The organism is Novosphingobium sp. BF6 (genome assembly GCF_058273105.1).
The window spans coordinates 148,151-171,525 of the sequence record NZ_CM177776.1; the positions used below are offsets into that span (position 1 = coordinate 148,151).

Below are 23,375 nucleotides of genomic sequence, written 5' to 3' on the forward strand. Positions count from 1 at the left end.
TTTCCCCTGAGCGACCACCCGAAAAAGGAAAACATCAAGGAGAGGTAGGATGCCCCTGGATCATTATGTGACACTGGGCCGGTCGGGTCTGAAAGTAAGCCGCTTCTGCCTGGGTGCCATGACGTTCGGTACGGAATGGGGCTTCGGCAGTAGCCCCGCCGACGCCACCGGGATACTGGACGCCTACGTCGGTCGCGGCGGCAACTTCGTCGATACCGCGAACATCTACACAGGCGGCAACTCGGAAACCATCATCGGCGACTGGCTCGCCGCCGATCCGGCACGGCGCGACAGGATCGTCATCGCCACCAAGTTCAGCGGCAACATGCAGCCCGGCAATCCCAACGGCGGCGGCGCCAGCAGGCGAGCCATCATGGCATCCTGCGAAGCCTCGCTGAAGCGACTGCGAACCGACCATATCGATCTCTACTGGCAGCACTGGGCCGACCCGTTCACGCCCGTCGAGGAGACGATGGCGGCGCTCGACGACCTCGTCCGATCGGGGAAAGTCCGCTACATCGGCTTTTCCGATACCCCTGCATGGCAAGTGGCCGAAGCGCAGACCATCGCGCGGCTGCGGGGCTGGACGCCGCTCATCGCCCTCCAGATCGAATATTCCCTGCTCGAACGCACGGTCGAGGGCGAACTGGTGCCGATGGCGCAGGCCATGGGCCTGGGCATCACGCCGTGGTCTCCGCTGCGATCGGGACTGCTCAGCGGCAAATACGATCGAAACAACCGGCAGGCGGAATCCCCCGGAAGGGCCAATAGTCTCGAACGCCATTTCAGCGACCATGCCTTCGATGTTGTGGACGCGCTGAAAGCCATTGCCAATGAGCAGGAGATTTCTCCCGCAAGCGCCGCGCTGGCGTGGTTGCTGGCCAGGCCCGGCGTCACCGCCCCGATCATCGGCGCACGCACGCTTTCGCAGTTGGAAAGCAATCTCGATGCGCTGGAAATCGTTCTTGCTCCCGATGTCATCGCCCGGCTGGACTCCGTATCGAAGCCACGCCTCAACTTCCCTGCCGAATTCCTGCCGATGACCGTCGCCAACACGTATTCCGGCCTGACGGTAAACGGCCAGAGCTTCACCCGGTCGGCGCGCTGACAATGCGAACCGAGATGGAAACGCAGCCCAAAGGCCCGCGAACGATGCTGGCCCTGCTCGCGGCGGCCTATTGCCTGGCCTATGTCGACCGGTTGATGATCGCCGTAGTCGCCGAACCGGTAAAAGCGGAATTCGGGCTCTCCGACACCCAGCTATTCCTGCTGACCGGCACTGCATTCGTGCTGATCTACGGAATTCTGGGAATGCTGGGCGGCTGGCTGCTCGACCGATTCAACCGCCCCCGGCTGGTGGCGGGTTCGCTCGGGATATGGAGCGTGTTCACGATCGTCTGCGGTTTCGCGGGCAGTTTCCCGCAGCTTGCCCTTGCCCGCGCAGCGGTGGGCGCGGGCGAATCCGCCATCGTCCCGGCCGCCATGTCGCTAATCGGTGACAGCTATCCACCGCGCAAGCGACCGCTGGCCATGGCCACCTTCTATGCTGGCGGCATGGTGGGCATACTGCTGGCATGGACGATCGGAGGCTGGATAGCCTCTGCATACGGATGGCGACCGGCCTTTCTGGTGGCAGGCCCGCCCGGCCTCCTGCTGGCGATCCTGATCCTGCGCAAGGGCCATGATCCCCGTCCCGCAAAGCCACGCGATGCAGACGACGCGCAAGGCTCCACGTTCGGAGAAGTCTGGCGCAATCGCCCGCTGGTCTGGCTGATCGCGGCAGGCTCGGTCATCACTTTCGTCAACATCGGACTGGTCAACCAGATGGGCAGCTTCTTCATTCGCAGCCACGACATGAGCGTGCAGGAAGTCGGCCTCATCTTCGGCCCGCTGATGGCGAGCGGCATGGCCTGCGGAATGATCGGCGGCGGGTGGATCGGCAACCGGCTGGCGGAAAAGGGCACCGACGCGCTGATCCGCTTCTCGATCTGGAACAGCTTCAGCCTGTTTCCGCTCTACATGCTGGTGTTCCTCGCCCCGTCCAAGGGATGGGCCCTTGCCGCCACGTTCCTGGGAACGGGCGTCAGCGTCCTCTACTCACCGTGCTTTTCCGCCGCCTGTCAGGCCGTCTGTTCGCCGCGCACCCGCGGGACCGCAGCGGGTATCTCCAATTGCGCCAATGCGATCATCGGAGGCGCCGTCACCACCTTTGCGGTGGGCGCGCTGAGCGATCACTGGAAGCCGGTCTACGGGGCGGACAGCTTGCGCTATGCGATCATGGTGGGCCTGGGAACATGCCTGGTCTCAGGGCTGATGTTCATTCATGCCCGCCGCCTGGTGGCGCGCGGGCAGCCTGACCTCATGTGCTCCTGAAACGAGGCTTGCGCTTCTCGCGGAAGGCGGCGACGCCTTCCGCGTGATCTTCCGACCGGCTCGCGACGGGCTGCATCATGTGCTCCGCCTCCAGGAACTGGTCGAAGGGCATCGTCGCGGCAAAATCGACCTGCCGCTTCGCAAGGCCGATGGAAATCCCCGGCCCTTCGGCCAGATCGCGCGCGAACGCCAACGCGCGCGGCAACAGGTCTTCGGGCGGCCGGATTTCCAGCACCAGCCCCAGAGCCAGTGCTTCCTCGGCGCGCACGACACGCCCGCTATAACACAGTTCCTTGGTCCGCATCGGACCGACCAGCCGGTTCAGCAGCCAGACCGAGCCAGCGTCCGGTGCCAGCGCGACGTTGCGGAAGATCTGGACGAACTTCGCACGCTCCGACGCGAAGACGAAGTCGCAGCAGAGCGCCATGCCCCACCCCATACCGGCGCAGATACCGGGAACCGCCGCGATCGTCGGCTTCTTGAGGTGATAGATGGCGCGTGTGATCCGTCCCAGTTCATGCATGCGGCCCAGCGACCCGTTCATGCCGCCCCCGCCGAACGAGCCCACGTCCGCCCCGGAGCAGAAGTCGTCGCCCTCGCCCGTCAGTACGACAGCGCGCACCGAGGAATCGATCGCAGCCTCTTCGTAGGCCTCCCAGAGTTGTCGGCGCATCTCGTCCGTCACGGCATTCTTCGTCTGCGGCCGGTCCAGTACGATAACCGCAACGGCATCCTGCCGTTCAATCCTGACCGTCATCCCTGCCCTTTCGTGTCATCCACGCTCAGCTGCGTTCTTACGGCGCTGCCGTCGTAGTAGTCGATCACCGATTCGATGAGACCGTCCGCCCTCCGCCGCATCACCGCCACCCCTTTACCCGAGAAGGCAATGCCGGTGGGCGGGCGCCCATGATAAGGTCCGGTCTGGCGGCCGGAAAACGTCCATTCCAGGCACAAGTCCTGCCCCGCGCCGAAAGCACGGGGAAACTCCATGCGGATGTCGGAAATGGCCGAGACGAAATGCGCATGGAAGTCGCGCAATTGCCCATGACCGGTGCTGTAACGCCCGACCTGTTCATCGCGGTAGGTGGCATCCGGCGCGAACAGCGCGACGAACACCTCGCTGTCCGGATTTGCCCAGGCGTCGCCATAACGGCGCGCGAAACCGGCGATCTCCTCCGCGGTCACGCCAGCATGCCCCGCGCGATGGCGACCTTCTGGAGTTCGTCGGTTCCGGCGTAGATGCGCTGGATACGCGCGGCGGTCCACATGCGGGCGATCGGGTTTTCGTCCATCAGCCCGGCGCCGCCGAAAAGCTGTACGCAGCGGTCGAGCACGCGGCCCTCCATCTGCGTGGCCCAGAGTTTCAGGATGGCGCCATCCTCGAACGTGAACGCCTTCTCACGAAGCCGCATCATGGCCGTGTCCACCATCGTCTCGGTAATGCGGATGTCGGCGCGGCAATCGGCAAGCATGAACTGGCTGTTCTGGAAATCGATCACGCGCTGGTCGAACACCCTGCGCTGCTTCACGTAGTCGAGCGTCAGCTCAAGCGCCTTCGATGCCGCCCCCAGACAACGCGCGGCGATCTGGATGCGGTCCTCCAGGAAGGTATCCATCAGGATCTTCATCGCACCGCCCTCCACGCCGACGAGATTGCTGCGGGGCACGCGCACATCGTCGAAATTCAGCGCACCGGTATCGCCCTGACGCCAGCCGATCATCGGAATCTTCGCCTGGGTCACGCCCGGCGTATCCGCCTCGACGATGATGACGCTCATGCCCCGACCGCCCTTCGACGGGTCGGTCTTGGCCACCACATAAAGCAAATTGGCGCTGGCGCCGTTGGAGATGAAATACTTCTCGCCGTTGATAACGTAGTCGTCACCATCGACCGTCGCGGTGGCGGCGATGGCCGTCGCATCGCTGCCCACGCCGGGTTCGGTCAGTGGCATTGCCTGCGTCCATTCCCCGGTCAGAATGCCGGGAAGGTATCTGTCCTGCTGCTCCGACGTGCCGTGCCCGATCAGGATATAGGTCGCGACATCCGCCATCAGCGAACTGCCCGTCGTGGCGCTTCCCGCCGTACGGCCGAGTTCTTCCGCCATGATCGCGTAGTACGTGAAATCGCCCTCACCGGTATGCGCAAGGCCGAGCAATCCGGCTGCTCCCGCCTGCTTCCAGAAGTCCCGGTCAAGCCCGCCGATCTTCTCGTAATGCGTCAACCGGGGCTCATGCTCGCGGTCCAGAAAACTCCTTACCGTGTGCCGGAATGCTTCATGCTCCGCACTGTACCCCATGCGCGCCATATGTCTGCTCTTCCTCGACAATTTCGTTATGATGCAGATAATATGCTTGCGATCTAAATTGGTCGAGTCATAAATTGCGACTGGGAGAGCGATTCTATGAGTGACAGACAAGGTCCGTTGAGCGGCCTGCGCGTCCTGGAATTCGCCGGTCCGGGACCGGGGCCGTATTTGCGGTATCCTGCTTGCCGACCTTGGCGCGGAAGTCGTGGAGACAGTGCTGCGGCTCACCGGAAAGGCCGATGCCGTGATCGAGCCCAACCGACCCGGCGTGGCGGAAGGCTGGGCGACGAATGGATCGGCCGGTTCGGCAGCGATGCCTGCGTGGCGTCCGTTCTCGCCAGCGGCGAACTTGTCGGCGATGCGCATCTCATGGCTCGCGCCCGCTTCGTCCAGATCGACGGCCACCTTCAGGCCGCGCCCGCCCCCCGGTTCAGCCCGCCCCCGGCGCCGTCTCCGGCCTGCCGCCCGAACGCGGCGCATCAGTCCATCGTCATGCCGTCATGGAGATAGAATACGATGAACCGCTTCTGTGAAATGGTCGGCATAGACTTTCCGCTGGTGGCATTCAGCCATTGCCGCGACGTGGTTGCCGCCGTCAGCCGTGCGGGAGGCTTCGGCGTGTTCGGCGCGACCAATGGCAAGATGACGCCGGACCAGCTCAAGATCGAACTCGACTGGATCGACGCCCATGTCGACGGCAAGCCTTACGGCCTCGACATCGCCGTGCCCGAGAACATGGCCGACCGCGACGAAACCGCCATGACGACCCATGTTCTGGAAGCCCAGATCCCTGAAGGGCACCGCCGTTTCGTCGACGAATTTCTCACCCGTCACGGCATCGACACCACGATGCACGTCGATGCGGACGAGGACCGCGAGATCAGCCACTACCTCGACACCGCCGAACGCATGGTGGATGAGGGTCTGCGGCACCCCATCCGTCTCTTCGTCAACGCGCTGGGCAAGCCGCCCGCCTTCATGATCGAGAAGTGCAAGGCCGCCGGTGTGCCGGTGGGCGCGCTGATCGGCTCGAAAAACCACGCCCTGCGCCAGATCGAGGCGGGCGTGGACGTGCTGGTTGCGCAAGGCACCGAAGCGGCGGCCCATTGCGGCGAGATCTCGACCATGGTCCTCTTGCCCGAAGTGGTCCGCATGCTGGAGGAAGCGGGCCGGGATATTCCCGTTCTGGCCGCGGGCGGCATAGCCACCGGGCGGCAGATGGCGGCAGCCATGACGATGGGCGCGGCAGGCGTCTGGACCGGCTCGGTCTGGCTGACCACGCCCGAAAGCGACGTGCACCCGGCTGTCCGCGAAAAGCTGCTGGCAGCGAGTTCGCGCGATACCCTGCGCTCGCGCGCGATGACCGGGAAGACTGCGCGCCAGCTCAGATCGGCCTGGAACGACGCCTGGGAGACGCCCGGCAACCCCGGCCCGCTGCCCATGCCGTTCCAGCATATCCTGACCAATCGTGCGCTGCAACTGGCGGAAAAGGCGGTGGATGGCGGCAACGAGAAGGCCCGCGCCGTGCTGACCGAGGGCGTGGGGCAAGGCATCGGCCTCGTCACCTGCGTGAAGTCCGCGCGCACGGTCGTGCAGGAGTTCACGCAGGACTTCGCCGACGCGCTGGAACGCATGCGCGGCTGGACAGCAGGGTGAGGGGCGAGAGGCCGTGAAAACGTGGTTCGTCACCGGTGCATCGGCAGGCATCGGCGCCGCGCTCGTGCAGGAGATCCTCGCACGCGGCGATCGGGTGATCGCCGCCGCGCGGCGGATCGAGGATATCGCGCCCGGCGACGCGGCTCGCCTGCTTCCGGTCCGACTGGACGTCACCCGTGCGGCCGACGTGGATGCGGCCGTCGCTGCGGCGATCGACCGCTTCGGCGCCATCGACGTTTTGGTGAACAATGCGGGCTACGGGTTGCTCTCGACCATAGAGGAAGCCGACGAAGCCGCTGTCCGGCGTCAATTCGACACCAACGTCTTCGGTCCCGCGGCCCTGATGCGCGCCGTACTGCCCCATATGCGGGCGCGGCGATCGGGCTTCATCGTCAACGTTTCCTCCACCGCCGGGGCGCGCGGATTTGCCGGTTCCGGCTATTATTGCGCGAGCAAGGCCGCGCTCGAAGCCATGACCGAAGCACTGGCGGCGGAAGCGGCGAACCTCGGAATCCAGGCGATGATCGTATCGCCGGGGCCGTTCCGAACCGACTTCTATGGACGGTCGCTGGACACCCCCGCCACCGAAGTCGCCGCCTATGCATCCGCCGTCGCCCAGCGCCGTGCCGCCGCCGCCAGCAGCGGGCAGCAACGCGGCGATCCGTTGCGCGGCGCCCGCATGATCGTCGACGCCGTGCTGGGAAGCGATCCGCCGCTCCGCCTGCTGCTGGGCGGGCGTTCCCATGAAACCGTGACGGCCGCGCTGCACACCAAGCTGGCGGACCTCCAGCGAAGCGAGGCGATCGCGCCCCTCGCCGATTTTCCGGAAGGCGAATGAACGATGACGACCATTCATGACGACCTGCCCCATCCGATCCCCGCCTTCGCGCAGTTGCGCTACAAGGAAAATTACTTCTTCATCCTGATCGCCCCGCAATCCGGTGCTTTTGCGGCTATCCACTTCAACCACGAACCCGGTCAGGACCGTGCCCGCTATACGGCGAACATCGAAGCGGCCGGTCGGTCGCTCCGCTATGCCAATGCGACAGCGTTTCCGAACACCTTCGAACTGTCGCGCACCATTGGCGACGGCGCCTTGTCGCTTCATTTCGCAGAGCCGCACAAACGCTTTGAACTGGCCCTGAAAACGACGGAAATCGACCTGACCCTCGTTTTCACCGCGCGCCAGCAGACCTTCGATTACGCGGCATGTCGAAGCGCCGGAAATCCGGCTCCTTCCTTCCAGGAAGTGATGACGCTGGGTCTCAACCTGCCGTACAATCATCAGCAGCAGGCCCTCCATGCCGAAGGGCGGGTCCGTTTCCCCGACGGCAGCGAACATGCCATCTCGGGCAGCGGCTACCGCGATCACAGCTGGGTCATGCGATGCGATTCCAGCGGCCTCACGCATAACTGGTGCGGCTTCAATTTCCCCGACCGCAGCTTCGGCATCAAGACGATCTCCACCACCCACCGCCCCGAAATGGTTGCCAAGGAGGGCTACGTCGTCGACGCGGAAGGCGCGCGTGCCCTGCGCCGCATCGACGTGCGCAGCGAAGGCGAGATGGCCGACGGCCTGTGCGAGAAGCTGATCCATGACGTGACCGACATGCTGGGCAACCGCTACACCATCGAAAGCGACGTGGCGGCGCGTTTCGCCCATGTACCGCTCGTCTCCGAGGCCCCCGCGGGCAAGACCGCGTTCCACATCGTCGAGAACTTCTGCCCCCTGCGCCTGATCGAGACCGGAGAGGCAGGGGAAGGTCTGGTTGAAATCGGTCGCAGCTCGCTGCTCGGAGGGCATTACGCATGAGCATTGGGACTGCCAACCAGCTTCGGCTCGTGCGCGATGCGATAGGGCGGCTGGAGGCGGATGCCGCCGCCAAGGACGCCATCGCCGTCCTGCTGGGGGAGATCATCGCCGACGAAGCGCTGAGCCATCCCCGCGCTTCGGTTGCCGATGAAACCGGATACCAGCAAGCCTTCGAGGCGGCCGCATTGGCGGAACGCCGCCCGCGCCCACGCACCGCCACCGACGATGCGCTCGACCGCGAGGCGCTGGCGGACTTTCTCAACCGCGCGGTTCCCGGCGAAGGCGCGATCCGCATCCGCTCGGCGCAGACCGTGTCGCGCGGCATGTCGAAGAAGACCGTGCTGGTCACGCTGGAGGCTGCCAAAACCCTTCCCGCCGAACTCGCCTTGCGGGTGGACCGCAGCGCGAACAACTATCTCGGCACCACCGTCATCGACGAATGGGGACCGCTACGACTGCTGTGGAATCAGAGTGCCCGGATTCCGCAGCCCTTCGCTCTGGAGGCCACGGGCGGGATCATCGGCGATCCCTTCATCGTCTTCGCACGGGCTTCAGGCGCGCCGGTCGGTAGTATCTACGTGCCTCCCGGCCGCAATCCGGCACTTCTGGCCGATACCGCCCGGTGCCTCGCCGGGATTCATGCCGTTCCGGTGGACGACTGGCCCCGCGCCGACCAGCCGCAAGGCGATGCGTTCTTCGCGGCGCAGTTTCGCGACTATCGTGAGGACTGGCACGCTCTGGACGAAACCAACGCGATCATGGATGCCTGCTTCGACTGGATCAATCGCAACCGCCACCTCGCCTCAGGCCCCCCGGCGCTGACGCATGACGACTTCAACTACAACAACATGCTGGTCAATGGAGACCGGGTTGCGGCCGTGCTCGACTGGGAGTTCGCCCATGTCGGCACTCCGGCGGCGGACCTCGCCTACCTCTATTACGCGGCGCAGAGCATGGACAGCTTCGCCGACTGGCTATCCGCCTATCACGCCGCCGGGGGCTGGCTGCCACCCGCCCCCCAGCTCGACTTCTATCTGCTCTGGGGCCAGCTCCGGCTGGGGGTGATGGGTCACAAGGCCGTGCGCAACCTGGAGGAAGGGCACTTCGACGACGTGCGCTTCGGACTTGCCCGCTGGCACCGGCGCCAGGCCCTGTTCCGCCTCGGCGACCTGCTCGACAGACTGGATATCCGGACATGACAGACGAGAGCATCAGGCCTTTCACCCTCGACATTCCCCAGGCTGCGCTGGACGATCTGGCGGATCGCCTCGACCGTATCCGCTGGCCGGAGCGCGAAACCGTCGCCGACTGGTCGCAGGGTGTCCCTTTGGAAAAGCTGCGCGCGCTGGTGCAGTACTGGCGGCGCGACTACGACTGGCGGCGGTGCGAACAGGAGATCAACGGCTGGCCCAATTTCCGCACCGGGATCGAGGGTCTGGACATCCATTTCCTCCATGTCCGCTCGCCGCATCCAGAAGCCATGCCGATGATCCTGAGCCACGGCTGGCCGGGAACCTTCCTCGAATTCCTGAAAACGATCGGCCCCCTTACCGACCCCACGCGCCATGGCGGAAGGGCCGAGGATGCCTTCCACCTCGTCATCCCCTCGCTGCCGGGCTACGGCCTTTCGGACAAGCCGAAAGAAACCGGCTGGTCGGTGGAGCGGATCGCGCGCGGCTGGGGCACCTTGATGCAGCGGCTGGGCTACGATCGCTACGCCGCGCAAGGGGGTGACTGGGGTTCGGCGATTACCCGCGCGATGGCCGTGCAGCAGGTTCCCGGCCTTGTCGGCATCCATCTCAACATGGTCGTCTGCTTCCCGCCGGAAGACGAGACTTACGCGGACCCGGAAGCGCGCGAGGCGCGCGAGGCGGCCGATGCGCACAAGCAGTCGGGCCTCGGCTACTCCACCCAGCAGAGCACCCGCCCGCAGACGCTGGGTTATGCACTGGCGGATTCCCCGGTCGGGCAGGCGGCCTGGATCTACGAGAAGTTCCACGCCTGGACCGACCATCGCGGCGAACCGGAACAGGCCCTGAGCCGCGACGCGATGCTCGACACGATCATGCTCTACTGGCTGACGAACAGCGCGGCCTCGTCGGCCCGCCTTTACTGGGAGAGCTTCCGCAGCGCCTTCGGCAATGCCCCCATTACCCTGCCCGTGGCCTGCAGCATCTTCCCGGCGGACATGCGCCGCCCCCCGCGCCGCTGGGCGGAACGTGTGTTCGGCGACATCGTCTACTGGAACCGCGCGGCCAAAGGCGGCCACTTCGCAGCGTTCGAACAGCCGGATCTGTTCGTCGACGAAGTTCGGGCCGCCATGCGCAGCCTGCGCGCCTGAGAGTTCCGCCCCGCGCCCATCGGGGCGCGGGGCGGAACTCTCAGATCACCCCCGATTGCCGCAAGTCCGCTATTTCCGCCATGCTGAAACCGGCTTCCAGCAGCACGGCGTCTCCATGCTCGCCCGGACGCGGCGGCCCGCTGCGGATCGTGCCGGGCGTCTTGCTGAACGTGACCGGCGGTTTCACGTAGGGCGCCGGACGCGGAAGCCCCTCCACCGGCACTTCGACAAGGAACTGGTCACGGACATGGGGATCGTCCAGCGCTTCCTGCGGGGTGAGCAAGGGGCCTGCCGGGATGCGGTTTGCCTCCAGGACCGGCAGGATTTCGGCATTGCTGTAGCCCCGCGCCCATTCGGTCACGATTTCGCTGAGAGCCGCGCCGTTTTCCGCGCGGAGTTCGTCGTTGGCGAAGCGCGGGTCGGCGAGCAGGTCTTCCCGTCCGATCATGCGCATGAAGCGCCGGAACATCGGATCGCCCAGCGCGACCATGTAGACCCAGCCGTCGCGCGTCTGGATAAGGTCGGCAGGGCCGCCCGATTGCGCGCGATTGCCGGTGCCGATGCGGTCCGTCCGGTTGAAGAACTGGTCGAACAGGAAGTAATTGCCCACCGTCATCGCCGTCTGCAGCAAGTTGGCTTCCACTTTCTGCCCCTCGCCGGTGCGGTCACGGTGGTGCAGCGCCGCCAGTGCACCGAAGGCGGCGAGGAAGCCGGTGCTCATGTCGACCCAGGCCGAATTGTGTTTCATCGGCTTGCCCGGTTCTCCCGAGATATGCGTCAGCCCGCTCATGACTTGCGCGATCGCATCGAAACCCAGCCGGTCGGCATAAGGGCCGTCGTTGCCGAAGGTGGTCATGTGAACGAAGATGATATCCGGCTTGATCGCCGCCATCCGCTCGTAATCGAGTCCAAGCGACGCCGCCGTTCGGCGCGGCAGGTTGGCGACGACGATGTCCGCCGTCTCCAGCAGCCGGTCGAACACCGCGCGCCCCTTCTCGCACGACAGGTCGAGCGAGATGCCGCGCTTGTTGCGGCCAAGCTGCGTAAAGCCGACGCCGCCGTGGAAGCCGTCGCGAAACGGCAGCGTGCTACGATCTTCCGCGCCGCCGGGCGCCTCGATGCGGATGACGTCCGCGCCGAGGTCCGCCATCAGCGCCGTGGCCGCGGGGCCTGCGACAAAGCGGGTCACATCGAGAATCCTGATCCCTTCCAGTATGCCGGTCATCGTCCTATCGTCCTTCGAACTGAGGGAGCCGCTTTTCCACGAAAGCGCTGACACCTTCGGCAAAGTCGCGCGTGCCGCAGCACAGGCCTGCGGCCTGCGCTTCCAGTGCAAGCTGGTCGGCCAGCCCCTGCCCCGGCGCGGCATTGAGCAACAGCTTGGCCTGCCCGAGGGCCACGGTGGCGCCGTCGGCCAATCGCCGGAGCAACCGCTCGGCCGCCGCATCCAGTTCGGCATCGGGATGCAGCCAGTTGGCGAGATGGCAATCGAGCGCGTCCTGCGCGCTCAGCCGGTCGCCCAGCAGGCACATCTGCTTCGCCATGCGCAGGCCGACGATGCGCGGCAGGTGCCAGCTCGCTCCGCCGTCGGGGCTGGTGCCGATCGCGGCATTGGCGACCATGAACTGCGCGGTCTCGGATACCAGCACGAAGTCTGCGGCGGCGACATAGCCGACGCTCGCCCCCGCACAGGCGCCACGCACTTTGGCGACGATCGGCTTGGCGATCCGCTCCATCAGCGCGAACAGCGGCAGGGTATCCAGCGCCAGTTCCTCGAACTGCACGCGGCGCGCGTCCGGGGAAGCATCGGCGGAGGCGGCGAAAGCCTTGACGTCGCCGCCCGCCATGAAGTGATCGCCCGCACCGCTGAGCAGGATCACGCGAATGTCGGCGCGGCGCTCGCATTCGCGCAGGGCATCGATCATGCCCCGAACCATGCCCGGCGTCAGCGCGTTGCGGGCATGGGGACGGTTGAACGTGATGCGGGCTATGCCCTCTGCAAAATGCGTGAGCAGTTCAGACTCGGACACGGTGTTCTCCTGAGGCGGCAGCGGGCCAGTAGCGGGCCTTGAGCAGGCGCTTGAGCAGCTTGCCGGTGGGTTCGCGCGGCATATCTTCCTCGAAGTCGATGCTGCGCGGGCACTTGTTGTGCGCCAGGCGCGCGCGACAGAAACGGATCAGTTCCTCGGCCATGTCCGCGCCCGCCCGCGCCGGGTCGCGGGTCTGGACCACCGCCTTCACTTCCTCCCCGTATTCGGGATGCGGCACCCCGAACACCGCGACATCCAGCACGTCCGGGTGCGTGCCCAGCAGGTTTTCCGCCTCCTGAGGATAGATGTTCACGCCGCCGGCATTGATCACGTAGTCGCGCCGGTCGGTCAGGAAGAGATAGCCGTCCGCATCGAGATGGCCGATATCGCCGAACGTCGCCCAGCCGCGCGCGTCATAAGCGCGGCCGGTCTTTTCCGGGTCGTTGTGGTAGGTAAAGCCTCCGCAGCCCTCGAAGTAGACGAGGCCCGTCTCGTTCGGCCCCAGCTCCCGGCCTTCCTCATCGAGTATGTGGATGATCCCGCGCGTCGCCCGGCCGACCGAGCCTTTCTTGCGCAGCCATTCCTCCGGGCCGATCGCGGTCTGCCCGACGCTTTCGGAACCGCCGTAGTATTCGTGCAGGATCGGCCCCCACCAGGCCATCATCGCCTCCTTGACCGGCACCGGACAGGGCGCGGCGGAGTGGATGGCAAAGCGATGCGCGCGATTGGCGACGCCGCGCCGGCCTTCGTCCAGATCGAGCATCCGCACGAACATCGTCGCGACCCACTGGCTGTGGGTCACGTCGTAGGCATCGATCGCGCGCAGCGCCGCGGCGGCGTCGAACTTCTCCATGATGACTGCCGTGCCGCCCGCCTGTTGGACCGCCATCGTCCACTTGAGCGGAGCGGTGTGATAGAGCGGCGCGGGCGAGAGGTAGACGGTCCGCTCGTCCAGTTCGAAACGGTCGACCAGAACCCGGGTCAGTTCATGCGGCTCGCCGACGGGCGCTGGGGTCAACCGCGGGGTGATTCCCTTGGGCCGCCCGGTCGTCCCCGCCGAATAGACCATTGCGCAGCCGCGCGTCTCGTCGGGGATCGGCACCTGCGGCATGCGCGCGACAAGGCGGTCGTAACTGCCCCCCAACACCAGCACTTCCACCTCGCCGCCCAGCAGCGACGAAACTCCGGCAACGTTCATGTCCGGCGAGGCGAACAGCAGCGCGGCACCGCTGTCGAGCAAGATATAGGCCGCTTCGTCGGCCTTCAGGCGCGTGCTGATCGGCACGAACAGCACGCCGGCATTGTAGGCGCCCCAGGCGATCTCGTGAAACTGCGGGCAATTGTCGATCCACAGCGCCACCCGGTCTCCCGGTTGCAACCGGCAAGCGCGCAGGAGCTGCGAGACGCGGTTGGCACGGGCATCCAGATCCGCGAAACTCACGGTCTCGCCGCTGCCTGCCATGACGATCGCGGGTCGGCCGTCTTCCCGGCCGATATGGTCGCGCGGGTGCATGGTTCAGCGGTTCCCGAAGCGCGCTTCCCGCTTTTCCTTCAGCGCCGCGAGCGCCTCCTTCAGGTCTTCGCTGGTCATCGCATATTGCTCCAGCGCCATCGCGAACTCGAAATGGTCGAGCGCGGCGCGCTGCATCGAATGGTTGAGCGCACGCTTGGTATATTGCACCGCCAGCGGCGGCAGTGCGGCGATCTTGGCCGCCAGTTCCTGCGCCAGCGGCAAGGCCTGATCGGGTTCGTCGACAAGCTCGCTGACGGCGCCGAGGCGGTAGGCTTCTTCCGCGCCGATCGGATCGCCCGTCAGCAGGTGGCGCTTCGACTTGAGCATGCCGAAAGCGGCGGGCCAGACCAGCGTTCCCCCGTCTCCGGCAACCAGTCCCACCTTGACGTGGGGATCGCCGATCCGAACGGCGCGCGCGGCAACGATGATGTCCGCCGACAGGGCCAGCGAAGTGCCGAGACCGTAGACGTCGCCCTGAAGCGCGACCACCACCGGCACCGCGATCTCGGCCATGCCGTGAATGACGCGGCGGCCGTTGTCATAGGCGTCCATGCGGGCGTCGTAGTCCTCGATCAGCCGGTGGATCTCGTCGAAGTTGCCCCCAGCCGAAAAGCAGCGCCCGGTCGAGGCGATCACCAGCGCGCGGAGGTTTCCCGGACGGCGCAGTCGTTCGATGACCGACACGATCTCGCCCGTCATCGCTTCGTCCATGGAGTTGAGCACGTCCGGCCGGTTGAAGGTCAGCGTCGCCACATGGCCCTGCTCGGCATAAGTGATGGACGTGAATTCGCTTGCCATTTCGACCCCTCCCGGATTCTTCTGGAATTTTGATTGCCAGCATATGATAATGATGCGAACTTAATTTGCAATCCGTATCGTCATCGTGGAAGCGGTTGTGGGAGAGATCATGTGCGAAATCGCTTTTCGGGGCGCGTGGCCCTCGTCGTCGGCGGAACATCGGGAATAGGTTTGGCCGCTGCCGGGGCTTTCGCGGCAGAGGGCGCCAAGGTGATGATCGCCGGACGGCGCGAAGCCGAAGGACTTGCCGCCGTGGAAGCAATCAAGGCTTCAGGGGGATCGGCCGCATTCGTGCAGGCCGACATCACCCATCCCGCCTCGGTCGAGGCCATGGTCGCGGCCACTGTCGAGAGCTTCGGCGCCCTTCATGTCGCCTATAACAATGCAGGCATCACCGGTACCGTGAACGCCTTCGTCGAGGACGCCGAACTCGCCATGTTCGAGCAGGTCATGGCCATCAACGTCACCGGCACCTGGCTGGCGATGAAATACCAGGTGCCCGCGATCCTCGCGTCTGGCGGAGGCGCGATCGTCAACTGCGCCTCGGTAGCGGGCTTGCGCGGCAGTCCGGGATGCAGCGCCTATTACGGCAGCAAACACGCGGTGCTGGGCATGACCAAGTGCGTCGCGCTGGAAAATGCGGCGCGCGGCATCCGCGTCAACGCCGTCTGCCCCGGCCTCGTCATGACCGATCTGGTGGAGGCAGGGTTCGCGCAGGCGCAGGACAAGCTGGCGATGCTGACCGCGCGCATCCCCATGCAGCGCACCGGCAGGCCGCCGGAAGTGGCCGAGGCCGTGCTCTGGCTGGCTTCCGGAGAATCGAGCTTCGTCAACGGCGTCTGTCTTCCGGTGGACGGCGGCACTGCGATCTGAGGGAAAGCGAAACATGGAAAAGATCTACGGCTTCGTGCCGATGGACGTGCACGAAGGGCGGACGGCGCATTTCGAACGGGCCGCGCGCGCCTGTCACGAGGCGATCCTGCCCGACATTGCCGGTACCCAGTATTACGAATGGTTCCTCAGCGAGGACGGGCGCAAGGGCTATGTGATCGAAGTCTACGACGATCCGGCAGGTGTGGAACGCCACGGCACGATGCTCGCCGGGAAAGTCGCGGGCGTGATGGAGCATGCGCAGATGCGGATCACCTTCGCCGGACAAGTGCCGGACGCGCTCCAGGAACGCATGCACCGCAAGCTCGGCCATACCGATTATGCGGGACCCCGCGCTTTCGGGCGAATGGACGATCCCGTTCCGCACCGCATGCCGCCGCCCGGAGACGAACGGGTCTACGCGCTCGCATGGTTCCGCCCCCGCGCGGGACAGGCGAAGCCGCTGCGCGATCTTGCCCGGCAGTCATGGGAACGTGCCTGCACGCTCGATCCCGGCACGCTGGGCTACGAATGGTTCTTCGATGCAGAGGGCAACTGCATGGCGCTGGACGTCTACCGCGACCCCGAGGCGATGCTGGCGCACATGGCCAATTGCGGCGCGGTCATGAGCCAGATCCTCGGCCTGGCGGACAGCCGGACCATCGTGTTCGGCGCCCTGCCGCCCGCGATCGAGACCCGGCTCAGGCCAGAGCTCGGCATCACCCGCTTCCCCCGGCGGCTCCACGGTATCGGCTGACGTCAGGGGCCGGAGCGGTGCCGCCCCCGCTCCGGCCCTGCGGCGAAGCGGGTTACGCCATTCCGAAAGCTTCCGCCTGGGCAAGCACCCGTTCGGCCTGCTTGCGATGGGGGATGTCGATCATCTTGCCGTCCAACCCCACAGTGCCCGCACCGGGGCTTGCCGCGAAGGCCGCCAGCACACGGGCCGCATGGGCCTGCTCCTCCGGCGAGGGCATGAAGCTCGCATTGATCCCCGCCACTTGCGCCGGGTGGATGGCGATGCGCCCGGTAAACCCTTCCGCCCTTGCCGAGCGGCAAGCCGCACGAAGGCCGTCGTCGTCGCGAAAGTCCACGTAGAGCGTATCGATCGCCTGTACCCCGGAGGCGTGGGCCGCCAGCAGGCAAAGCGAGCGCGCCAGCTTGTAGGTGAAGGCCCATTGCCCGCTTTCGTCGAGGTTGGTGCTGGCACCGAGCGCCGCCGACAGGTCCTCCGCCCCCCATGTCAGGCCCGCCAGCCGCTCCAGCCCGGCGGTGGCGAACTGGCCGAGGGTGAAAGGCGCAATGGCGGTCTCGGTCGCGACGGGCAAGATCTTCACCGATCCGGGCGCCACCCCGTGCGCCGCTTCCAGCGCATCGAGATAATGGGACAGGCGGCGCACATCCTCCGGACCATCGGTCTTGGGCTGCATGATGCCGTCCGGCGCGCCCGGCATCACCGCGGCGAGATCGTCCAGCGTCAGGCCGGTGTCGAAGGCATTGACCCGCACCCAATATTGCAGCGGTCTTTCTCCCGGCGGAGCCGCGCGCAGGAAATCGGCCACCAGCGCACGCGCCTGGGGCTTGTTCTCCAGGCTCACCGCATCTTCGAGATCGAGGATCACCGCATCCGCACCGCAACCGGCAACCTTTGCCAGCTTCTTCTCGCTGTCGCCGGGGATGAACAGCATGGAGCGCAGAGGCAGATCGGCGCTCATGTCGCCCGCTTCCGTTGCAAGCCCGATCGCTTGCACGAGGCAACGAGATCGCCATGCTGGTTGAAAGCCTGATGCAGGAACGTCACGATCCCCGCCTCGGGCCGGGACTTCGACTCGCGAAGGTCGATCACTTCGCTGACGACGCTGACCGTGTCTCCGTGGAAGAGCGGCTTCGGAAAGCGCACCTCGTCCCAGCCAAGGTTGGCGACGGCGGTACCGAGCGTGGTGTCTCCCACGGAAATGCCCACCATCAGGCCCAGCGTGAAGGCCGAATTGACGATGCGGGCGCCGAACTCGGTGCCCTTCATATATTCCTCGTCCAGATGCAGCAGCGCCGGATTGTGCGTCATCGCGGTGAACAGGACATTGTCGGTTTCGGTCACGGTGCGGCGTATGGGATGCTCGAACCGCTGACCGACCTGCATGTCGTCGAACCAGACTCCTGCCATGCTATCCTCCCTCGTTGCTCAGTTCGTTCTCGTGGCGCGCCAGCCAGGCCTGTTTCAGGTGGCGCGTGTAGATCTTGCCGGTGTCGTGACGCGGCAGCCGCTCGTGGAATTCCCACCCGCGCGGACACTTGATCGCGGCCAGCCCGGCGCGGCACCATGCCGCCAGTTCGGCTTGCAGCAGCGCCGTATCGATGCCTTGGCGCAGCGGCTGGACGGCGGCCTGGAGCACTTCGCCCATGTCCTCGTCCGGCACGGCGAAGACCGCGGCATCGGCGACCTCGGGATGCGAGATCAGGCGGTTCTCCGCTTCCTGCGGAAAGACGTTCACGCCGCCGGAAATGGCCATGTTGCCGCGCCGATCGGTCAGGTAGACATAGCCCTCCGCATCGAGATAGCCGATGTCGCCCAAAGTGCTCCGTCCCTGCACGTCGTGGGCCTGCGCGGTGCGTTCCGGATCGCCGTGATAAGCGAAGGCCGGGCCGCCAGAGAACCAGATCGTGCCCACTTCTCCGGCGGGCAATTCGCGCCCTTCGTCGTCCAGCACATGGACCGCGCCGAGGAAGGGGCGGCCCACCGATCCCGGATGGGCCAGCCACTCGGCCGAGGTTATCATCGTCAGCCCGTTGCCCTCGGTGCCGCCGTAACTTTCCTCCAGGATCGGGCCGAACCAGTCGATCGCCGCGCGCTTCACGTCGGGCGCGATCGGCGCGGCGCCGTGGACGATCACCCGCAGCGACGACAGGTCGTAGCGGGCCTTCACCGCGTCCGGCAGCTTGAGCAGCCGCACCAGCATCGTGGGAACCCAGTGGGCATGGGTCACGCGGTAACGCTCGGCCAGGGCCAGCGCCGCCTCCGCGTCGAACGCATCCATCACCACCAGCGCCGCGCCGAGGTGCTGCATCGCCATGGCAAAGCGCATCGGCCCGCTGTGATAGAGCGGACAGGGCATCAGGTAGACCGTATCCTCGCCCCAGCCGTAACGCTGTGCATAGATCGCGAACATGCGCGACAGTCCGTCTATACCGCTATCGGGCCCGCTATCGGGAAGGACCTGCCTGATTCCCTTGGGACGTCCGGTCGAACCGGAACTGTAGAGCATGTCCGATCCCCGGCTCTCGTCGGCGATCGGCGTGGAGGGGAAGGCTGCGGCATACCCGGAATCGCTCACATCCACGAACGCGAGATACGGCAACCGGCGCTTCAGATTCGCGACGAGAGCGGCCTGCCGGGCACTGTAAAACACCAGCCGGGCGCCGCAATCGGACAGGATGAAGGCGATCTCGTCCTCATGAAAACGCCACGAGATCGCGGTGTAGAGTAGCCCCGCGTTGTGCCCCGCCCAAACGATCTCGTGAAAGACCGGCAGGTTCTCCACCAGCATCGCAAAATGATCCCCGCGCCCGAGGCCGCTTGCCCGCAGCAGATGCGCGCAGCGGTTCGCCCGGGCTTCCAGCTCGCCATAGCGGATCGTCACGCCCGCAGCGGGATGGACCGCCACCGCCCTTTCCGGGGTGGCCAGCGCCCAGCGCCGCGGATGCTGTTTGAGTGATGTCGTCGCCATTGCAATCCCATCCCGATATGCTAGCTACATGTGTATAGTTCGCTAGTACATTATGTCGAACAATATATTTGGGAGTGGCGCAGCACATGACTCTGGTGAAAGCATGCCGATTGTCCGATCTGGAAGACGGCGAGATATTCAAGGCGGAGGTTCCGGACCATGCGCCTCTGGCCATCTACCTGATCGGCGACGATGTCTTCGCCACCGCCGATGTCTGCACCCATGGCGAAGCCAGCCTTTCCGAAGACGGATATATCGAGGAAGGCCAGGTCATATGCTCCTGGCACGACGGTGCCTTCGATATCCGCAGCGGACAGCCCTGCCGCCTGCCCTGCATGGACCCGCTGGCGATCTACCCCATCCACATCGAGAACGGCGAAGTCTTCGTGGACCTGTAATCAGGCCTTGCGCTGCATGAAGGCCGTCACCCGCTCCGCATAGTCGGGATGGGTGACGACCGCGCCGATATCGATGGTCTCCTGCGCGAGATGGTCGGTAATGGAGATGCGGTGGGCGATGTTCATGGCGCGCTTGGTCCGCCCGAGCGCTTCCTGCGGCAAGGCGGCGATCCGGGCGAGCAGCGCTTCGGTGCGCGCATCCAGTTCGGAGTCCGGCACGACCCAATTGACAAGGCCGAACGCCAGCGCCTCTTCGGGGCCGAAGATATCGCCCAGATAGGCGATCTGCTTGGCGCGTTTCGGGCCGATATTGCGCACGAGATTATAGCTGAGGGCGGAATCGGGGATCACGCCGACGCGGATCTGCGCCGCCAGGAACCGGCTGTTGTCGGATGCGATCGCCAGGTCGGCGGCAGAGACCATGGCCAGCCCGCCCCCCGCCGCCATGCCGCGAATGCGCGTGACCACCGGCTGGGGAATGCGCTCGATCATCGCGAAGAGCTGGTTTCCCTTGTCGCCGCTGGTCATCCAGTGGTTCGCGCGCTCGAGGTCGCCCATCCCCAGCGTGGTCGAGAATTCCTTGACGTCGCCGCCCGCGCAGAAGTTGTCGCCCGCCCCGGTGATGAGCACCACGCGCACGTCCCGATCGAACTCGATGGCGCGCAAATGATCGCCGAGCGCCTCCCACATGCCGTTTTTCATTGCGTTCATGGCATGCGGCCGGTTGATCGTCGCGCGGGCGACGGGACCGTCTATGACGAAAGTCAGTTCGGGATCGCTCATGCCTTCATCTCCTGGGCGAGATCGTTGGCGAGATCGCGCAATTGCTTCGGGAACGTGTTGCAGCCGATCGTGGCAACGCGCAGGTCGCGATCCCGCCCGGTATCGTAGCTATGCCGGGCAAAGCCTGTGAGAACCGACAGCAGGAGCGTGCGCCAGACCGTGAAGAAGGCCATGCGCGCATCGCTGACCGGGGCGCCGCCCGCCGCGTGGTAGGCTTCCATGAATTCTTCCCACGGCAAGACGCGTGAAACCAGGAAACGGCAATAGGCAAGGTCTTCGGCCGGATCGCCGGCATGGGTGAATTCCCAGTCCAGCAGGCCCGTCAACCGGTCTCCCTCGCCGAGCGTATTGTGCAGCCCGGCATCCCCGTGAACGAGGCTGCGCACGTTGCCGATCAGCGGAAGCTGTCCGTGAAGCCAGGCAAAGGCCGCGTCGATCAGCGGCACCGGTTCCATGCCGCTGCGATACCGCCGTTCATAGCTTTCGAGATGAGCGCGCACGGGATGCTCCTCCCTTCCGTACGTCAGGTTCTCGCCCAGTCCCAGCGCGTCGATGTCGAGGCTGTGCAGCTTCGCCAGCTCCGCGGCAAGATCGCGGCAGAAGGCCGGCGTCGCATCGGTCGAGAAAAGCGTTCCCATCGCCGTGCCGTGCAGCCGCTGGAAGACGATGAAGCGCCCGCCGATGGCCTCCGGCGAGGGCTCGAGCCAGAGCGGCTCCGGCACGCGCAGGCCTTCGGCATGGACGGCCCGGATGACGGGAAACTCGTCGGTGACCGAAGTGCCGGTGACGGCGGCGGTGAAGTCGCGCCGCACCACCAGTTGCCGCCCGTCGGCGCAGTCCAGCAGGATCGTGCCCTTGGAACGGCCGCCGGGCACCGTCGTGACTTTTGCAATGCGGATCGAAGGGTCCTTGTCGGCGAACCAGCGGGAGAAGGTCTCCGCCGGAATTTCCAGCTCCGCACCCGATCCGGCCGAGGCGACCGGCGCCGCGAGCATCGCCAGCACTTTTCCCTCACGCGCATTGCGCCAGTCGCGTTCGGCCGCGACGCCGGCGAAGGATGGCGCCGTCTCCTCCACCTCGACGGCAAGGCGGGACAGCATCATCTCCACCAGTTCGCAGCGCAGGCTGGCATTGCCTGGCGGCAGCCCCGGCTTCAGGTCGGCACGGACCGCCGCCAGCACGCTGCGCAGCTTCTCTCCCAGCAGGGGATCGCTCATACCGGCCTCCCCACGTAGGTCGGGAAGAAGAAGCCGCTTTCGCGATTCGCGTGGACAATCAGCCAAGCGCGCAGTTCGGCATGGATGGCATCGGCAGCCGCATCGCCCTTGTGCTCGTGGCAGTGGTGCAGCAGGCCGTCCACCACTTCCCGGCCGCGATGGTTGAGCGCCTGAAGCGCCTCGACGCGTGAATAGCCTTCCAGCAGGCTGGGCGCTTCGGCAAGGAACGCGGCGAGTGCCGACCCGAGTGCCGCATCGCCAAGGTTCAGTCGCGCGCGCGCGCGCGACAGCAGCGCGAACAACTCGCCGCTATCCTCATGCAGCATCGGGCCTTCCTCCGGCACCCGCGCCTGAAGATGGTTCAGGATCACATCGACGCTGCGCAACGCGCTCCGCGCCCACTGGTCGTCCACCTCAGGCGCGACATGCTCCTGAAGCGCAAGCTGCACGGCGGCGAGCATCTGCTGTGTTGTAGGCATCATGGCCTGTGACTCTCCCTTAGCTTGCTGCGTTTTCGGGCCGGTAGGGGCTCTTGCGCCACTCGGCGACGATATGGGCGGCCTCGTCCATCGGCTTGCCGATCATCATCGCGAGCAGCTGCTCGAACAGCTTGACCCGCCCGAAGCCCAGGTTGAGCCTGGGGACACGCGGATTTTCACCGGACAGGAAAGGGCGCAGCCCGTTGTTGAGCGTGGGCACCGCTTTCCACACTTCCCAGACACGGTAGAAATCGAGGCTCGACCGATCGATGCCAAACCCCGCGACATCCTCGTAATGGCGCAGCGTCGTTTCCGCATCGCCCAGCGACAGCATGCCTTGCGACAGCGCCCAGTCCTGCGCCGGATCGCCCGCAAAGGCCAGTTCCCAGTCCGACAGGGCGACGATGCGATCGTCCTTCCAGATCTCCTCGCCCATACCGTTGTTGCCCTTGCACAGCGAGATGCGCGGCGCCCCGGTCGGCAGGTGCTCCTTCAGCCAGTAAGCCGCTTCCGTCACCAGTGGGAAGGGATCGGTCCGCACTTCGCGGAAGATGCTCATCCAGCGGTCGAAATCGAACCGGGCGCAGTCCTGCGCCGAAGCGGGCATGTCCACGAAGGCCGTAAAACCGGCGGCTTCGAGATCGAGCGAGTGGAGCGTCGCCAGCTTCTCGGCATGGTCCAGCGCCACCCGCTGCCGCCGGGCGGCGGCGGCATCCCCGACATCGTATAGACCGGGAAGGTCGTTGCTGCCGTCCACCATCCGGCGCACCATGACCGGGCGCCCCTCGGTAATCTCCGGCGCGGCATCGAACCAGAGCGGTTCGGCCACCGGCACGGCGGTCGGGTAGAGACCCTTGATGACGCGATATTCGTATTCCAGCGGCACCGGGCAGATCGGCCCGCCCAAGGCATCGGTGCGGAACACGTAGCCGCCTTCGCCGGACGGTTCCTCGGTCCAGACCAGGAAGGTCTCGCGGCTGATCCCCGGAAAGGTCCGCTTGAACCGCGATACCCGCACGTCGGACCCCATCCGGGCGGAGAAATAGTCCGTCAGCGATTGCTGGTCGATCATCCGT

25 protein-coding genes are annotated in these 23,375 nt (G+C 65.7%); 11 read left to right on the forward strand and 14 right to left on the reverse strand.

The genetic code is table 11. The features are described from left to right. Positions 1-49 precede the first annotated feature (49 nt). Both AC4D6D_RS16120 and AC4D6D_RS16125 read left to right on the forward strand, forming a co-directional pair. Positions 50-1,108 carry an aldo/keto reductase gene (locus tag AC4D6D_RS16120; protein ID WP_491328092.1) on the forward strand — a complete coding sequence of 353 codons (1,059 nt, stop codon included), beginning with the start codon at positions 50-52 and terminating at the stop codon, positions 1,106-1,108. 14 nt (positions 1,109-1,122) lie between these two features. Continuing rightward, positions 1,123-2,373 (forward strand): spinster family MFS transporter, encoded by a 1,251-nt coding sequence (locus tag AC4D6D_RS16125; protein WP_491328093.1) that lies wholly within the window; start codon positions 1,123-1,125, stop codon positions 2,371-2,373. Here AC4D6D_RS16125 and AC4D6D_RS16130 read toward each other — a convergent pair. From AC4D6D_RS16130 to AC4D6D_RS16140, 3 genes are read right to left on the reverse strand one after another with little or no spacing between them, the layout of a single operon-like run. Next, entirely contained in the window at positions 2,360-3,130 is a 771-nt protein-coding gene (locus tag AC4D6D_RS16130; protein WP_491328094.1) for an enoyl-CoA hydratase/isomerase family protein, read from the reverse strand. The genes AC4D6D_RS16125 and AC4D6D_RS16130 overlap by 14 nt on opposite strands. After that, complete coding sequence (locus tag AC4D6D_RS16135; RefSeq protein ID WP_491328095.1) at positions 3,127-3,558, reverse strand: ester cyclase; 432 nt, start codon at positions 3,556-3,558, stop codon at positions 3,127-3,129. The genes AC4D6D_RS16130 and AC4D6D_RS16135 overlap by 4 nt, the downstream gene beginning before the upstream one ends. After that, the gene (locus AC4D6D_RS16140; RefSeq protein ID WP_491328096.1) at positions 3,555-4,679 is read right to left on the reverse strand and encodes an acyl-CoA dehydrogenase family protein; all 1,125 of its coding nucleotides are present in this window, start codon (positions 4,677-4,679) and stop codon (positions 3,555-3,557) included. Before AC4D6D_RS16140 ends, AC4D6D_RS16135 begins: the two co-directional genes overlap by 4 nt. 321 nt (positions 4,680-5,000) lie before the next feature. Here AC4D6D_RS16140 and AC4D6D_RS16145 point away from each other — a divergent pair, with 321 nt between their 5' ends. The 6 genes from AC4D6D_RS16145 to AC4D6D_RS16170 are packed head-to-tail and all read left to right on the forward strand — an operon-like array spanning position 5,001 to position 10,489. Continuing rightward, positions 5,001-5,189 (forward strand): hypothetical protein, encoded by a 189-nt coding sequence (locus tag AC4D6D_RS16145; RefSeq protein WP_491328097.1) that lies wholly within the window; start codon positions 5,001-5,003, stop codon positions 5,187-5,189. A gap of 6 nt (positions 5,190-5,195) precedes the next feature. Further along, positions 5,196-6,335 carry a nitronate monooxygenase gene (locus AC4D6D_RS16150; RefSeq protein WP_491328098.1) on the forward strand — a complete coding sequence of 380 codons (1,140 nt, stop codon included), beginning with the start codon at positions 5,196-5,198 and terminating at the stop codon, positions 6,333-6,335. Between the two features lie 13 nt (positions 6,336-6,348). After that, the gene (locus AC4D6D_RS16155; RefSeq protein ID WP_491328099.1) at positions 6,349-7,173 is read left to right on the forward strand and encodes an SDR family NAD(P)-dependent oxidoreductase; all 825 of its coding nucleotides are present in this window, start codon (positions 6,349-6,351) and stop codon (positions 7,171-7,173) included. A gap of 3 nt (positions 7,174-7,176) precedes the next feature. Continuing rightward, entirely contained in the window at positions 7,177-8,148 is a 972-nt protein-coding gene (locus tag AC4D6D_RS16160; RefSeq protein WP_491328100.1) for a DUF7064 domain-containing protein, read from the forward strand. Next, a complete protein-coding gene (locus tag AC4D6D_RS16165) occupies positions 8,145-9,347 on the forward strand; it encodes a phosphotransferase family protein (protein WP_491328101.1) in 1,203 nt (400 codons plus the stop codon). Before AC4D6D_RS16160 ends, AC4D6D_RS16165 begins: the two co-directional genes overlap by 4 nt. Further along, positions 9,344-10,489, forward strand: a complete 1,146-nt coding sequence (locus tag AC4D6D_RS16170) for an epoxide hydrolase family protein (protein ID WP_491328102.1) — start codon at positions 9,344-9,346, stop codon at positions 10,487-10,489. The genes AC4D6D_RS16165 and AC4D6D_RS16170 overlap by 4 nt, the downstream gene beginning before the upstream one ends. Positions 10,490-10,529: 40 nt before the next feature. Here the strand turns inward: AC4D6D_RS16170 and AC4D6D_RS16175 are convergent, their stop codons facing one another. The 4 genes from AC4D6D_RS16175 to AC4D6D_RS16190 are packed head-to-tail and all read right to left on the reverse strand — an operon-like array spanning position 10,530 to position 14,830. Beyond that, positions 10,530-11,714 carry a CaiB/BaiF CoA transferase family protein gene (locus AC4D6D_RS16175; protein WP_491328103.1) on the reverse strand — a complete coding sequence of 395 codons (1,185 nt, stop codon included), beginning with the start codon at positions 11,712-11,714 and terminating at the stop codon, positions 10,530-10,532. 4 nt (positions 11,715-11,718) lie between these two features. Continuing rightward, entirely contained in the window at positions 11,719-12,519 is an 801-nt protein-coding gene (locus tag AC4D6D_RS16180) for an enoyl-CoA hydratase/isomerase family protein (protein WP_491328104.1), read from the reverse strand. Then, positions 12,506-14,032 (reverse strand): AMP-binding protein, encoded by a 1,527-nt coding sequence (locus AC4D6D_RS16185; protein WP_491328105.1) that lies wholly within the window; start codon positions 14,030-14,032, stop codon positions 12,506-12,508. The genes AC4D6D_RS16180 and AC4D6D_RS16185 overlap by 14 nt, the downstream gene beginning before the upstream one ends. A gap of 3 nt (positions 14,033-14,035) precedes the next feature. Continuing rightward, positions 14,036-14,830, reverse strand: coding sequence for an enoyl-CoA hydratase/isomerase family protein (locus AC4D6D_RS16190; RefSeq protein ID WP_491328106.1), 795 nt, complete (start codon positions 14,828-14,830; stop codon positions 14,036-14,038). A 111-nt stretch (positions 14,831-14,941) separates the two neighbouring features. On the opposite strand from AC4D6D_RS16190, the gene AC4D6D_RS16195 reads away from it, so the two are divergent. After that, a complete protein-coding gene (locus AC4D6D_RS16195; protein ID WP_491328107.1) occupies positions 14,942-15,703 on the forward strand; it encodes a glucose 1-dehydrogenase in 762 nt (253 codons plus the stop codon). A gap of 13 nt (positions 15,704-15,716) precedes the next feature. Beyond that, complete coding sequence (locus tag AC4D6D_RS16200; protein ID WP_491328108.1) at positions 15,717-16,457, forward strand: antibiotic biosynthesis monooxygenase; 741 nt, start codon at positions 15,717-15,719, stop codon at positions 16,455-16,457. 52 nt (positions 16,458-16,509) lie between these two features. On the opposite strand, the gene AC4D6D_RS16205 is transcribed toward AC4D6D_RS16200, so the two are convergent. The 3 genes from AC4D6D_RS16205 to AC4D6D_RS16215 are packed head-to-tail and all read right to left on the reverse strand — an operon-like array spanning position 16,510 to position 19,422. After that, a complete protein-coding gene (locus AC4D6D_RS16205) occupies positions 16,510-17,412 on the reverse strand; it encodes an HpcH/HpaI aldolase/citrate lyase family protein (protein WP_491328109.1) in 903 nt (300 codons plus the stop codon). Then, a complete protein-coding gene (locus tag AC4D6D_RS16210) occupies positions 17,409-17,861 on the reverse strand; it encodes a MaoC family dehydratase (protein ID WP_491328110.1) in 453 nt (150 codons plus the stop codon). Before AC4D6D_RS16210 ends, AC4D6D_RS16205 begins: the two co-directional genes overlap by 4 nt. Before the next feature lies 1 nt (position 17,862). Beyond that, complete coding sequence (locus AC4D6D_RS16215; protein ID WP_491328111.1) at positions 17,863-19,422, reverse strand: AMP-binding protein; 1,560 nt, start codon at positions 19,420-19,422, stop codon at positions 17,863-17,865. Between the two features lie 86 nt (positions 19,423-19,508). On the opposite strand from AC4D6D_RS16215, the gene AC4D6D_RS16220 reads away from it, so the two are divergent. Continuing rightward, positions 19,509-19,820, forward strand: coding sequence for a non-heme iron oxygenase ferredoxin subunit (locus AC4D6D_RS16220; protein WP_491328112.1), 312 nt, complete (start codon positions 19,509-19,511; stop codon positions 19,818-19,820). On the opposite strand, the gene AC4D6D_RS16225 is transcribed toward AC4D6D_RS16220, so the two are convergent. From AC4D6D_RS16225 to AC4D6D_RS16240, 4 genes are read right to left on the reverse strand one after another with little or no spacing between them, the layout of a single operon-like run. Continuing rightward, the gene (locus tag AC4D6D_RS16225) at positions 19,821-20,603 is read right to left on the reverse strand and encodes an enoyl-CoA hydratase/isomerase family protein (RefSeq protein ID WP_491328113.1); all 783 of its coding nucleotides are present in this window, start codon (positions 20,601-20,603) and stop codon (positions 19,821-19,823) included. It abuts the gene before it with no gap. Further along, positions 20,600-21,820, reverse strand: a complete 1,221-nt coding sequence (locus AC4D6D_RS16230) for a phosphotransferase family protein (RefSeq protein WP_491328114.1) — start codon at positions 21,818-21,820, stop codon at positions 20,600-20,602. The genes AC4D6D_RS16225 and AC4D6D_RS16230 overlap by 4 nt, the downstream gene beginning before the upstream one ends. After that, positions 21,817-22,302: a hypothetical protein gene (locus AC4D6D_RS16235; RefSeq protein WP_491328115.1), complete on the reverse strand. Its 486-nt coding sequence runs from the start codon at positions 22,300-22,302 to the stop codon at positions 21,817-21,819. Before AC4D6D_RS16235 ends, AC4D6D_RS16230 begins: the two co-directional genes overlap by 4 nt. A gap of 16 nt (positions 22,303-22,318) precedes the next feature. Continuing rightward, positions 22,319-23,371, reverse strand: coding sequence for a phosphotransferase family protein (locus tag AC4D6D_RS16240; protein ID WP_491328116.1), 1,053 nt, complete (start codon positions 23,369-23,371; stop codon positions 22,319-22,321). Between the last annotated feature and the right edge of the window lie 4 nt (positions 23,372-23,375).